The organism is Polaromonas sp. A23, from assembly GCF_002001015.1.
GTDB lineage: Bacteria > Pseudomonadota > Gammaproteobacteria > Burkholderiales > Burkholderiaceae_C > Polaromonas.
The window spans coordinates 18,087-29,980 of the sequence record NZ_MUNO01000047.1 but is presented as its reverse complement, the minus strand read 5'-3'; the positions used below and the strand labels follow the sequence as shown (position 1 = coordinate 29,980).

The 11,894-nt window shown below is 61.1% G+C and carries 12 protein-coding genes; 6 read left to right on the top strand and 6 right to left on the bottom strand.

The features are described 5' to 3' along the window. Positions 1-221 precede the first annotated feature (221 nt). Both B0B52_RS21135 and B0B52_RS21125 read right to left on the bottom strand, forming a co-directional pair. The gene (locus tag B0B52_RS21135; RefSeq protein ID WP_077595660.1) at positions 222-449 is read right to left on the bottom strand and encodes a hypothetical protein; all 228 of its coding nucleotides are present in this window, start codon (positions 447-449) and stop codon (positions 222-224) included. Positions 450-807: 358 nt separating this feature from the next. Then, entirely contained in the window at positions 808-1,764 is a 957-nt protein-coding gene (locus B0B52_RS21125; RefSeq protein WP_077595658.1) for an alpha/beta fold hydrolase, read from the bottom strand. A gap of 228 nt (positions 1,765-1,992) precedes the next feature. Between B0B52_RS21125 and B0B52_RS21120 the strand changes: the two genes are divergently transcribed. The 3 genes from B0B52_RS21120 (at position 1,993) to B0B52_RS21110 (ending at position 5,598) form a co-directional block, all read left to right on the top strand. After that, positions 1,993-3,690 carry an AarF/ABC1/UbiB kinase family protein gene (locus B0B52_RS21120; protein WP_077595657.1) on the top strand — a complete coding sequence of 566 codons (1,698 nt, stop codon included), beginning with the start codon at positions 1,993-1,995 and terminating at the stop codon, positions 3,688-3,690. 165 nt (positions 3,691-3,855) lie between these two features. After that, complete coding sequence (locus B0B52_RS21115; RefSeq protein WP_077595656.1) at positions 3,856-4,686, top strand: alpha/beta fold hydrolase; 831 nt, start codon at positions 3,856-3,858, stop codon at positions 4,684-4,686. A 93-nt stretch (positions 4,687-4,779) separates the two neighbouring features. Next, positions 4,780-5,598 carry a hypothetical protein gene (locus B0B52_RS21110; RefSeq protein WP_077595655.1) on the top strand — a complete coding sequence of 273 codons (819 nt, stop codon included), beginning with the start codon at positions 4,780-4,782 and terminating at the stop codon, positions 5,596-5,598. Between the two features lie 8 nt (positions 5,599-5,606). Here B0B52_RS21110 and B0B52_RS21105 read toward each other — a convergent pair whose 3' ends face one another. Then, positions 5,607-6,185: an NnrU family protein gene (locus B0B52_RS21105; protein WP_077595654.1), complete on the bottom strand. Its 579-nt coding sequence runs from the start codon at positions 6,183-6,185 to the stop codon at positions 5,607-5,609. A gap of 457 nt (positions 6,186-6,642) precedes the next feature. On the opposite strand from B0B52_RS21105, the gene B0B52_RS21100 reads away from it, so the two are divergent. Beyond that, positions 6,643-7,038: a response regulator transcription factor gene (locus tag B0B52_RS21100; RefSeq protein ID WP_077595653.1), complete on the top strand. Its 396-nt coding sequence runs from the start codon at positions 6,643-6,645 to the stop codon at positions 7,036-7,038. 178 nt (positions 7,039-7,216) lie between these two features. On the opposite strand, the gene B0B52_RS21095 is transcribed toward B0B52_RS21100, so the two are convergent. Next, positions 7,217-7,630 carry a VOC family protein gene (locus tag B0B52_RS21095; protein ID WP_077595652.1) on the bottom strand — a complete coding sequence of 138 codons (414 nt, stop codon included), beginning with the start codon at positions 7,628-7,630 and terminating at the stop codon, positions 7,217-7,219. 187 nt (positions 7,631-7,817) lie between these two features. Between B0B52_RS21095 and B0B52_RS21090 the strand changes: the two genes are divergently transcribed. Beyond that, positions 7,818-9,125: a DNA cytosine methyltransferase gene (locus B0B52_RS21090; protein WP_077595651.1), complete on the top strand. Its 1,308-nt coding sequence runs from the start codon at positions 7,818-7,820 to the stop codon at positions 9,123-9,125. Continuing rightward, positions 9,122-9,934, top strand: a complete 813-nt coding sequence (locus tag B0B52_RS21085; RefSeq protein WP_077595650.1) for an endonuclease — start codon at positions 9,122-9,124, stop codon at positions 9,932-9,934. Before B0B52_RS21090 ends, B0B52_RS21085 begins: the two co-directional genes overlap by 4 nt. Positions 9,935-10,074: 140 nt before the next feature. On the opposite strand, the gene B0B52_RS21080 is transcribed toward B0B52_RS21085, so the two are convergent. Continuing rightward, on the bottom strand, positions 10,075-11,190 hold the full coding sequence (locus B0B52_RS21080) for a 3-deoxy-7-phosphoheptulonate synthase (protein WP_077595649.1): 1,116 nt from the start codon (positions 11,188-11,190) through the stop codon (positions 10,075-10,077). 87 nt (positions 11,191-11,277) lie between these two features. Next, entirely contained in the window at positions 11,278-11,889 is a 612-nt protein-coding gene (locus B0B52_RS21075; protein ID WP_139352054.1) for a PolC-type DNA polymerase III, read from the bottom strand. Positions 11,890-11,894 lie beyond the last annotated feature (5 nt).

Genomic DNA, 11,894 nt, shown 5'->3' with positions numbered 1-11,894 from the left:
CCAGCCTGCCACTCCCACCCCTAACCCCTCCCTCGCCCCGCTGGGCGATGGAGGGGGACTTCATTTGGCCACGTGTGCTGCGCTCGCGTGCAAACATGACGGCCACGTGCTCCGACCTGACGCGCTTCGCGCGTCAGGTCTCCCCGCATCCGTTCCCGATTCCGCTCCCATCTCCATCCCCCACCTTTCTGTATGCGCCGAGGAGCGGAGGTCCAGACGGATCAGGGCGAGCGATTGTCTGAGCCGAAGGCGAGTTCGAGCTCGACCCCGGCTGGACCGAGCACCGCAGGTTGCCCGTAGCGAAGCGTAGGGACGCAGACAGCAGGGTCGCCTTTTCTTTGCCTTCTTTCTTTTGGCGACGCAAAAGAAAGAAGGTCGGCCGCCGGGCCGAGACCCGGCTTGCTGGCGAACAACTGCAACCAAACCAACGCGAGGTAGTCAGCAAACATGGATCCCCGTATCCGAATCCGCTCCCGCTTTCATCCCCCACCCTTCTGTATGCGCCGAGGAGCGGAGGTCCAGACGGATCAGGACGGGCGATTGTCTGAGCGCAGCGAGTTCGAGCCCGGCCCCGGCTGGACCGAGCACCGCAGGTTTCCCTCCGCAGCGCCAGCGAAGGAGGGACGCAGACAGCAGGGTCGCCTTTTCTTTGCTTACTTTCTTTTGGCGAAGCAAAAGAAAGTGAGTTGCTGCCGGGCAACCCCCGGCTTGTTGACGAACTACAAACAGACGAGGAGCTGAAGTAGTTAGCGCACATGGATCCCGGATCAAGCCCGGGATGACAACCAGCAAAGTCCCAGTTGTGGCTTACAAGCCGAGAAACGTCTTCACAACCCCCACCGTCCGCACCGGATCCTCCTCATGCGGCACATGCCCCAAGTCGTCAAACACCACCAGCTTGCTGCCAGCAATGTCACGCGCAAACCGCTGACCAAACTCCAGCGGCACCAGCCGATCCTGCCCACCCCAGAGAATCAGCGTGGGCACAGCCAGCGTCTTCAACCCGGCCACCTCGCCGGTGTAACCCTGGTCCATGCGCCGGCCCAGCGCCTGCCGGTTGCCCGCGCGCAAGGTCATGTCCACGTACAGGTCCACCAGCTCAGGCGTTACCTTTGAAGGGTCGCCATACACATTGCGCACGCTTTTCTCCACAATGCTGCGCGGCAATGTGTATTGCGTCAGCACCCGCAGCGCCGGCATGCGCGCAATGCGAAAACCCAAAGGAAGTGAAGGCGGCACGCTGGCCGACTCTGGCGGGTAACCGCTCGCGTCCAGCAGCACCAGCCGCGCCACGCGCTGTGGCAACGCCACCGCTGTCGCCCAAGCCACCTGCCCACCCAACGAGTTGCCCGCCAGCACAAAGCGCTGCACGCCCATCTGGTCCATCACAGCGGTAACGAAGCGCACATACGCTTCGGCCGAATAATCGTTCTGTTGGTTGGGGCCCGTGAGTGCAAAGCCCGGCAGATCAAAACGAATCACGCGCCGCTGCCCGCGCAGGGCCGTCGCCCAGCCCTCCCAGGTGTGCAGGCTGGCCGAGGTGCCGTGAATCAGCACAATGGGCAGCGGGTCGTTTCGCGGCCCTTCGTCACGCAGGTGCACCTGCATGCCGTCGATGGCAATGAACTGCGAAGGCGCCTGCGCCCAGCGCGGCTTGAGTTCGTCCACTGGTTTGTCCGGCGCCCAAGTGGCCACGACAGCCACCACGCCCAACAGGAAAACGCCAACAAGAAAAACCAGAAGAGAACGAATAAAAAGTTTCATGACGAAGCGCCCGCCTCCGCTGCAGGTTGCGAGAATATTTGCGACTTGCCAAGCATAGCCAAGTCTTTGTCATGCAACAGCTTTTTCCAATGCCCGCTGGATGTTCTGCGAGACGGTTTGCGGGTTAGCCGCAACGGCAAACAAGCCGTGCCCCACCTCCCGGGTGCCGAGCCCGCACCTTGCGGCTTGTCAAACGCAGGCGTTTTGGGGCGGCCTATCATCGCCCTCATGTTGCTTGAAACCCTGGGCGCGGCGCGCGATATCGGTCGCATCAACGAGATTGCCGGTGTGCTGGTGCGCCACGGCTTTGGCGACACCGTGCGTCGCCTCGGCCTGGCCGACAGGCTGGAGCGCGCCGGCCACGCCATCAAATGGGAAAGCGCCGCCGACCTGGCCCGCATCTCGCCGCCGGTGCAGGTGCGCCTGGCGCTGGAAGAGCTCGGCCCCACCTTCGTCAAGCTCGGGCAGATCATGGCCGGCCGCGCCGACCTCTTTGGCCCCGAGTGGATTGCCGAGTTCTCGCGCCTGCACAGCCAGGTGCCCGCCGTGCCGCTGGACGCCCTGCGCCAGCAACTGCGCGAAGACCTGGGCGATGAGCCCGAAGCCGTGTTTGCCCGCTTTGACGTCGAGCCCCTGGCCGCCGCGTCAATTGCCCAGGTGCACCGCGCCCAGCTGAAAGACGGCACCGAAGTGGTGGTGAAAATCCGCCGCCCCGGCATCCGCGACGTGATCGAGGCCGACCTGCGCCTGCTCGACCGGCTGGCCGCCATCGCCGAAACCGAAATGCCCTCGCTCAAGCCCTACCGCCCGCGCCAGCTGGTGCAGGAGTTTGCGCGCTCGCTGCGGCGCGAGCTCGACCTGGCCGCCGAATGCCACAACGCCGAACGCATTGCTGCCAACTTTACCGCCGTGCCCTATGTGGTGATTCCGCGCGTGCACTGGGCGCACACCGGCGAGCGCGTGAACACGCAAGACTTTGTAGGCGGCATCGCCGGCGACCAGCTCGCACAGCTCACCCCTGAGGCCGGTTTTGACCGCAGCCTGCTGGCCCAGCGCGGCGCGCAGGCCGTGTTGAAAATGATTGTGGAAGACGGCTTCTTCCACGCCGACCCGCACCCCGGCAACGTGTTTTACCTGCCGGGCAACGGCATTGCCTTCATCGACTTCGGCATGGTCGGGCGCCTGTCGCCGCAGCGGCGCGACGAGCTGCTGCAGTTGCTGCTGGGCCTGGTTGAGCGCGACCCGCGCGCCGTGGCCGACGTGCTGCTCGACTGGACCGGTGACGGCCACGGCCTGAACATCGAACAGCTCGAAGGCGAACTGCAGGCCTTTGTCGACCAGTACCACGGCACGCCGCTGGCCCAGCTCAAGCTCGGCCAGATGCTGGCCGACGTGACCGCCATCCTGCGCGACCACCACCTGGCCCTGCCGGCCGATCTGGCGCTGCTGATCAAGGCCTTTATCTCGCTGGAAGGCATGGGCCGCGGGCTGAACCCTGACTTTCACATGGCCACCGAAGCGCTGCCCATGCTGCGCCAGGTGATGCGCGCCCGCTACGAGCCCAAGGCCCTGGCCAAACGCAGCTGGAAAACACTGCGCCGCGCACTGGCCCTGGCCGAACAGTTGCCGCATGACCTCTCACGCCTGCTGCGCAACGCGCGCCGCGGCCATGTCAGCGTGGCCATCGACATTGCCAACCTCAAGCGTGTGGGCAACCAGCTCGACCGCGCCGCCAACCGCCTGGCCATGGCGCTGGTGATTGCCGCTCTCATCATCGGTTCGTCCATCGTCATGACAGTCAAGGGCGGCCCCACGCTGATGGGTCTGCCGGTGTTTGGCTTTCTGGGGTTTTGCGGCGCGGTGGCTGGCGCCCTGTGGCTGGTGCGCGCCATCTGGCGCAGCAGCCGCCACGAAGAAGACGCATAAGCAAACAAGCCTCGGTTTCATCCCCAGTTCATGGGAGGCTGGGGCATTTCCCCAACTTTCCCCTTTCCGGCAGCGGTACTTTCTACCTAAACTTCAGGCTCTGTTTCAACCCGGGCAAGCTTTACGCCCCGACCCAAACCAAGCCAAGCCACCAGAAAGAGCCTCATGCAACGTCGCCATTTCTCCCTTTCCTCTATCTCCTCCCTCCTTGCCATCAGCTGCATCACGCTGGCCGCGGCCCTCTCCCCCCTCACCGCCACCGCACAGCAGCGCATCGGCGTGCTCATGCTGCACGGCAAGAACGGCCACAACCAGGACCCGAACTTCAGCCCGCTGAAGGGCACGTTTGAAAAGCAGGGCTGGGTCGCCACCGTGCCAGACATGCCCTGGTCGCGCGGGCGCTACCTGGACGGCCACTTTGACAAGGCCATGGCCGAAATCGCCGGCCATATCAAGGGCTTGCGCGACCAGGGTGCCACCAGAATCGTCATCGTCGGGCACAGCATGGGTGTCCCCGCGGCGCTGGCCCATGCCGCGCGTGCCGGCGACGTTGATGCGCTGGTGCTGCTGGCGCCCGGGCATATCCCTCGGGGCTACTACACCTACTCCGGGCTCAAGGTGGTGCGCGACAGCGTGGACGAGGCCCGCGCGCTGGTTGCCGCAGGCAAGGGCGATTCGCGCGAGCGCTTCAGCGACATCAACCAGGGCAAACAGCAAACCGTTGTTGCCACCGCCAAAGACTTCCTCTCGTACTTTGACCCCGCCTCCGATGCAGAAATGTCGGTCACCGCACCACGTGTGCCGGCCAAAACCGCGGTGATGACGGTGGTGGGTGAACAGGATCCGCTGTTCAAACGCATCAAGGCCTACTACGTCGACAAGCTGCCTGCCAACCCGAAGAACAAATACCTCGAAGTTTCTGGTGGCCACCTGGAAACCCCGCGGGTGGCCACCGATGACATGATCAAATGGATCAAGGCCGTACTGGCCGAGTGACGAGCGGCGCAGTTCTGCTAGTGTTTTTATAGCTGCTCGCGCCCGTAGAATAAGGGCCAATGGCCAATTTGGCCTACAGAAAGGCGCCGAAACATGAAAACCACCCTCTACAGCGGCTTTCTGAAAAGCCTGGCCGCCGGCCTGCTGGCCCTGGGGCTGGCCAGCCAGGGCGCGCTGGCGCAGGGCACGCCGAAAATGGTCGACATTCCCACCCGGCCCGGCGTGACACAGCGCTTTGTCTATATTGCGCCGCCCAACGCCAAAGCAGCCGTCATCCTGATGACGGGCGGGCACGGCGGCCTGGAAATTGGAGCGGACGGGTCTTTCAAGCGTGGCGGCAATTTTCTGGTGCGCACGCGCCAGCTGTTTGCCGACGCCGGCCTCGCCGTGGCGGTTGTCGACGCACCGTCTGACCGCCAGTCGCCACCCTTCCTCAGCGGTGTTCGGCAAACCCGTGAACACGCCACCGACATTGCCGCCGTGATTGCCTGGCTCAAACAGCAGGCCCCGGTACCGGTGTGGCTGGCCGGCACCAGCCGCGGCACCCAGTCAGCCGCCTACATTGCCACCGAACTCAGCCCCGCCAAAGGCGGCCCCGACGGGCTGGTTTTGACCGCCACCATTCTGAACGACAGCAACAGCCGCGCAGTGCCCCAGATGCCTCTGGAAACCCTGCGCATTCCGGTGCTGGTGGTGCACCACGAGCAGGACGCCTGCCGGGTTTGCCGCTTCAGCGACATGCCCCCGCTGATGGAAAAACTCGCCAAAACGCCCAAGGCCGAACTGATCACCGTCACCGGCGGCCAAAGCACCGGCGACCCCTGCGAAGCCATGGCCTACCACGGCTTCAACGGCCACGAGGCCGAGGTTGTCAGCAAGATCAGCAGCTGGGTGCTTGCCAACAAGCCCTGATATCGGGTTCAGCCAATCGGCCGAATACCAATCAGGTAGCCGTGCGCCCAGAAGGCAAACAGCGCCCAGGCCGCAACACCCGCCACCACTGTGATGCCCGTGCCTGAAGCCGTACCCGCCGGGTACACCGTGCCGGCAGCCCTGTCACGCGCACGCGCCGCGCGAAAGTTCAGCACCGCCCACACCAGAAAGCTGCCAAAGAGCACCACATGCGCAATGTTGCCGTTGGCCAGCAAGTGAGAAAGCGCCCACACCTTCACGCCCAGCACCATGGGGTGGTGCAGCCGCGCCTTGATGGCGTTGCGCGGCACATAGGCCGCCGCCACCAGCACAAAGGAAATCAGCGTCAGCAAGGAAGCCAGGTGCCGCATGCCGCGCGGCGGCATCCACAGCTGCACCGGCTGCTGCCGCGCCAGGCCAAAGCCCCAGACGATCAGCACAAAACCCACAACCGAAAGCAGCGCATACAGCGCCTTCCACGGCAAGGGCCCCATGCGGGCAACCATGGCCGTGCGCCAGCCGTCGGCAACGATGCGTGTGGAGTGCACGCCCAGAAAAATCACCAGCCCCAGAATCAGTAGCGCCACAAGCGTCTCCTCAAAAGTATGGGGCGATTATGGGCGTGCGTCGCCGCCGCGTCCACGTTCTGGCGGCCAGTGGCCGCTATTTATTTTGTAGCTGCTTGTGCCCGTCAAATAAGGGGCAGTGGCCGATTTGGCTCATGATTTGCAACCACTCAGGCCGCCGCATGCAGCTCGCTTTTCTTGCCCCCTCGCCCTCTGGGAGAGGGAGTAACTCCAGCCCAGGCTACCTGCGTGCTGCCGCTCATGGCGCATTCCCTTGAATGACGCGGTGAAGCCCATTCTCCGGCTGCGCCCATGTCCGCCCAGTCAGACAAGGCCGTGCATCGGCCATCGCGCGTGCATTTCTGCGCGCTCCAGCCGGGCTTTTTAGCGTTTACCCGGTTCTTCCTTTGTGTAGACTCCTTCTAGACTTTTCCCATGAGCAGCCTGCGCCCTGGCTGTATTTACAACCGGACCCTCGATGCGCCTGAGAATTTTCCTGGTCGAAGACAGCCCCGTCATTCGCGACGCCCTGTCCGAATCGCTGGAAGAACTCGTCGGCGCCCGCGTCGTCAGCTGGGCCAGCACCGAGGCCGAAGCCATCCAGTGGCTGGCCGCCAACCCCAGCGACTGGGACCTGGCCATCGTTGATCTCTTCCTGCTGCAAGGCAGCGGCCTGAACGTCGTCAAAAGCTGCAGCAGCCGCGCACTGCGGCAAAAAGTCATCGTCCTCACCAACTACGCCACCGAACCCATACGCCAGCGCTGCCTGGCAGCCGGCGCCGACGCCGTCTTCGACAAAGCCACCGAGATTGACGAGTTCACCACCTACGCCATCGACGAGGTTGAGCGTGTGGCGGGCGAAACGGGTTGGTAAGCAGGCTGCGGCGCCAAGCCGCGTGCCGGCTTCGGTGCGGAGTTGACCTAGCGAGTTAATCTGGCGAGGCACCATTCGCTATTGATTTGATAGCTGCTCGCGTCCGTGGAATAAGGGCAAACGGCCGATTTGGCTACATAAAAAGGCCAGATCGCCCCATTTGGCCATCCCGGGCTCCTCAGCCCGCCGCCTCGGCAAAACACATCGCCTCAATCTTGTGCCCATCCAGGTCGCGCACAAACGCCGCGTAATACGTAGGTGTGTAATGCGGCCGCAAGCCCGGCGGCCCGTCACACTGCCCACCCATCGCCAGCGCCTTCGCATGAAAGGCATCCACCTCCGCTGGCGAGTTGGCCAGAAAGCTCACATGCGTGCCGCTGCCCGGCACAACCCGCCCACCATCCAGCGGCCGGCCAATCCAGAACTCCGGAAACGCCCGGCCATAAGCCACCGACTCGCCATGCGACATCACTTGCTTAATCTGCAACGTGGCCAGCACCGCGTCGTAAAACGCCATGGCGCGCGGGTAGTCGTTGGTACCCAGGGAGATGTGGGAGAGGATGCTGGGGGGAAGGTCGGCGGGGTCGGGCATGGTGGCTCCTTGGTGAAGGGAGCTAAAAGTTTAGTGATACAGGGAAGCGCGTGCAAGAGAATGTCAGATCAGGCGCCGATGCACGCCGGCAACCTCTCGAACCGAAGCGATTGGCCTGCCGGGCTATCAAGTTCTTGGAAGCATAATCCGATCGACAAATGTCAAGAATTGATATAGCCTACACAGCATGCCTACTACGACCTCTAAAACTCTTCGCCGCCCCATCGGTATCGATCTCTTTGCCGGCGTTGGTGGACTTAGCCTTGGCTTCGAAGCTGCAGGTTTCGACATTGCCGCCGCAGTAGAACTAGATCCCATTCACTGCGCAGCTCACAAATTTAATTTTCCGCACACGGCGACGATCTGTAAGAGCGTGATCGACGTAACGGGAAAGGAAATTCGAGCCAAAGCCAATCTAGAAAATCGCGATGTCGATGTCGTTTTTGGTGGTGCTCCCTGTCAAGGATTTTCGTTGATCGGAAAACGTGCCCTTGACGACCCACGAAATCAACTAGTTCATCATTTTGTTCGCATAGTCAAAGAACTGCGACCGAAATACTTTGTATTCGAAAACGTTAAAGGCCTAACACTAGGAAAACATCGGCAGTTCCTAGACGAAGTAATCGATGCCTTTCAGTCGGCAAATTATGAAATTCTGCTCCCCTACAAAGTGTTAAACGCTGTTGATTACGGCGTGCCTCAGTCGAGAGAACGGCTATTCTTAATCGGGGCTCGAAAAGGGCAACAGCTTCCGGAATACCCGGCCCCGGCAGGCCGCGCAACTGTACGCCAAGCTATTGGTGATCTACCGGAAGCAGAGCAGCATGAAGAATTGTGGACGCAAGACTGGGTATCGGCAAAATTCGGTCGTCCTTCGAAATATGCGAGTGTTCTTCGAGGTCAAAAGCAAGATCCCTTTGACTTTTCTCACCCGCGTAACTTCGATAGCTCAATTCTTACCTCCAGTGCGCTCACAGCACACACTCCGCTGTCGAGAAAGAGATTCGCCGAAACAGCGGCTGGCTCAGTCGAACCAATAAGCCGATTCTTGAAACTTAATCCGAGTGGGGTATGCAACACGCTCCGCGCTGGCACTGCAAGTGACAGAGGGGCCTTCACTTCGCCTCGCCCCATCCATCCATTTGAGCCACGCGTCATTACTGTTCGCGAAGCCGCGCGAATTCATTCCTATCCTGACTGGTTCCGATTTAATGCAACAAAGTGGCATGGGTTTCGCCAGATTGGCAACTCAGTGCCCCCGCTGCTGGGACGCGCTATTGCTTCAAGCATCATGGAAAGTCTAGAAGCGGTAAGAATTAAGCCCGATCAACCATTTGACTTGGGGCCAACCTATCTGCTGTCTATGGCGATGAGGGAGGCCGCTCGATTTTTCGGTGTTTCTCAGGACGTCATATCCCGAAAAAGGATTCCGCAACGGAGTCTAGACGCACCCCTGTTAACTCCGATCCTTCAACAAGAACTGGCTTACTCATGAGCGCTACCAACCTCTCTAGTGGAACGAAATCCTCATTGAACCGTTACTCAGCACTTATTGAGAAAATATTCTTTGACTTATACAAAAAGGGAAGTAAGTCCCTGGCATTCGAACGCTCTGACTTAAAACGAGCAGCGACGGCTCTGACAATCAATCTTCCCGAAAATTTGGGGGATGTTATTTATTCGATGAGATTCCGAGCGCCAATGCCCCCCGCTATTCTCAAAACACAACCGACTGGCTCTGAATGGATTATCGAACTAGCTGGACGCGCGAAGTATCGTTTCCGTCTCGTAAAAAAGAATCGTATCGTTCCAAATCAGAATTTGGTCACCACCAAAATTCCGGACAATACTCCCGAGATCATTTCGACTTATGCGTTGGATGACGAGCAAGCCTTGTTAGCCAAGGTACGCTACAACCGATTAATTGATATCTTCTTGGGTTTGACAACGTTCTCACTCCAAAATCACTTGCGAACCACCGTCAAATCCATTGGGCAAATCGAGATCGACGAGGTGTATGTGGGAATGGATAAGTTCGGTGCCCACTACATGATCCCCGTGCAGGCAAAAGGCGGGTCAGATCAAATTTCTATCGTGCAAACTATGCAAGATATTGCTTGGTGCGAGGCACGATTCCCTCATCTCAAGTGCCGACCTATTTCTGTTCAATTCGTATCTTCTGATCAGATCGCAATATTCGAACTTACTGTCGAAGACGAAGAGGTTCGGGTCGTAGACGAGCGGCACTACCGTCTAGTTGCCGCAGGGGACCTCGATCAAGTGGAAATTTCGACTTACCGGTAGGCACATTCGAACTTCTTTTTATCAATCTTCATCTCTTGATTGCCCGTTTAAGGTCTCGTGAAGATGTTGTTGCTCCGTCGGCCTTAGAGCTAAAAAGGCTGCACCTCCCACCAATCTCATCCGTGAAAGCGCCCTGCGTCCTACAGGGTCATCTGGTTTTCAGCGTACCGCCGCTCCCTAACCGCCCGCGCCAACTCCTCCAGCACCGGCACCGTCTGCGCCATGCTGATGCACGCATCAGTCACCGACACTCCAGGCCGCAGCGGCGTGCCGGGCACGATGTCTTGCCGCCCTTCATGCAGGTGGCTTTCGATCATGATGCCGGTGATGCGCTGGTCGCCCGCGGCCATCTGCTGGGCTACTTCGGCTGCGACGGTGATCTGGCGCTGGTGCTGCTTGCTGCTGTTGGCGTGTGACACGTCGATCATCACCTGCTCGCGCAGGCCGGCGCTTTTGAGCAGGGCGCAGGCGGCATCTACATCTGCCTTGGCATAGTTGGGTTGCTTGCCGCCGCGCAGAATGACGTGGCAGTCGTTGTTGCCGCGGGTTTCAAAAATGGCGGCCTGGCCCATCTTGGTCATGCCCATGAAGGCGTGCACGGCTTGCGCCGCCTGAATGGCGTCGGTGGCCACCTTGATGCCGCCGTCGGTGCCGTTCTTGAAACCGACCGGGCAGCTCAGGCCTGAGGCGAGCTGGCGGTGGCTGGGGCTTTCTGTGGTGCGGGCGCCAATGGCGCCCCAGCTCACCAGGTCGCTAATGAACTGGGGGCTCAGCAGATCCAGAAACTCGGTGCCCACGGGCAGGCCCAGGGCCAGCACGTCGAGCAGCAGGCGCCGCGCCATCTCCAGCCCTTCGTTGATGGCGAAGCTGCCGTCCAGGTGCGGGTCGTTGATGTAGCCCTTCCAGCCCACGGTGGTGCGCGGCTTTTCAAAATACACGCGCATCACCACCAGCAGGTCGCTGGCCAGGGCATCGGCCTGCACTTTGAGCTGGCGGGCGTAGTCCATGGCCTGGTCATGGTCGTGAATGGAGCAGGGGCCCACCACCACGATCAGGCGGTCGTCAGCACCATGCAGCACGCGCGAGATAGCCGCGCGGCTGCGCTCCACCAGCGTGAGGCTGGCTTCGGGCACGGGCAGCCATTCCTGCAGCAAGGCGGGCGTGATCAGCGGGCGCACCGCGCTGATGCGGGTGTCGTCAATGCGGGTGGTGTCGTGGGTGCGCAGCGGCGTGGCGGGGTGGGTGTGGGTGGTCATAGGGCAAATAGTTATGAGTGTTTTTGGCCGTTCGCCCTTGCGGTACGGGCGCGAACAGCTATGTATTTTATAGCGCCTTCAGGGTGCTTACTGGCTGGCGTACTTTGCCATCAGCGCAGGAACGGCGGGTTTTGCGCAGCGCTGCAGGCTCATCAGCAAGGCGTGGTCGGGCTTGCCCACGCGGTGGCGGGTGCGCAGGTCATGCTGGATCTGGCCCAGCAGCGAGGCTGCCATTTCCGCATCAGCCAGCGCCCGGTGAGCACGGCCGGCGCGCGGCAGGTGGTGGTAGTCCACCAGCACGCCTAGCTTATGACTGGATGCTTGAGGGTAGAGCCTTCTTGAAACCAGCATGGTGCAGGCAAAGGGCTGCACCGCCGCGGCCCCGGCACGCGCCAGCTCGGCCTGCCAGAACCTGCGGTCAAAAGAAGCGTTGTGCGCCACCATGGGCGCGTTGCCCACAAAGCGGCTGGCGTCGAGCATGACACTGGCGGCATCAGGCGCAGTGGCCACCATGGCGTTGCTGATGCCGGTAAGGCTGGTGATGAAGGCGGGAATGTGCACACCCGCATTCATCAGGCTCTGGAAGCGGTCAACCACGTTGCCGTTTTCAACCAGCACAATGGCCACCTCGGTGGCGCGGTCGCCCATGGCGGGCGACAGGCCGGTGGTTTCAAAGTCGATGACGGCGATGCGGGTCATGCGCG

What these genes read in the sequence shown, in the direction of transcription:
- B0B52_RS21135 (WP_077595660.1), bottom strand. Translation starts at nt 449, where the DNA reads ATGTTTGCTGACTACCTCGCGTTGGTTTGGTTGCAGTTGTTCGCCAGC.
- B0B52_RS21125 (WP_077595658.1), bottom strand. Translation starts at nt 1,764, where the DNA reads ATGAAACTTTTTATTCGTTCTCTTCTGGTTTTTCTTGTTGGCGTTTTC.
- B0B52_RS21120 (WP_077595657.1), top strand. Translation starts at nt 1,993, where the DNA reads ATGTTGCTTGAAACCCTGGGCGCGGCGCGCGATATCGGTCGCATCAAC.
- B0B52_RS21115 (WP_077595656.1), top strand. Translation starts at nt 3,856, where the DNA reads ATGCAACGTCGCCATTTCTCCCTTTCCTCTATCTCCTCCCTCCTTGCC.
- B0B52_RS21110 (WP_077595655.1), top strand. Translation starts at nt 4,780, where the DNA reads ATGAAAACCACCCTCTACAGCGGCTTTCTGAAAAGCCTGGCCGCCGGC.
- B0B52_RS21100 (WP_077595653.1), top strand. Translation starts at nt 6,643, where the DNA reads ATGCGCCTGAGAATTTTCCTGGTCGAAGACAGCCCCGTCATTCGCGAC.
- B0B52_RS21095 (WP_077595652.1), bottom strand. Translation starts at nt 7,630, where the DNA reads ATGCCCGACCCCGCCGACCTTCCCCCCAGCATCCTCTCCCACATCTCC.
- B0B52_RS21090 (WP_077595651.1), top strand. Translation starts at nt 7,818, where the DNA reads ATGCCTACTACGACCTCTAAAACTCTTCGCCGCCCCATCGGTATCGAT.
- B0B52_RS21085 (WP_077595650.1), top strand. Translation starts at nt 9,122, where the DNA reads ATGAGCGCTACCAACCTCTCTAGTGGAACGAAATCCTCATTGAACCGT.
- B0B52_RS21080 (WP_077595649.1), bottom strand. Translation starts at nt 11,190, where the DNA reads ATGACCACCCACACCCACCCCGCCACGCCGCTGCGCACCCACGACACC.
- B0B52_RS21075 (WP_139352054.1), bottom strand. Translation starts at nt 11,889, where the DNA reads ATGACCCGCATCGCCGTCATCGACTTTGAAACCACCGGCCTGTCGCCC.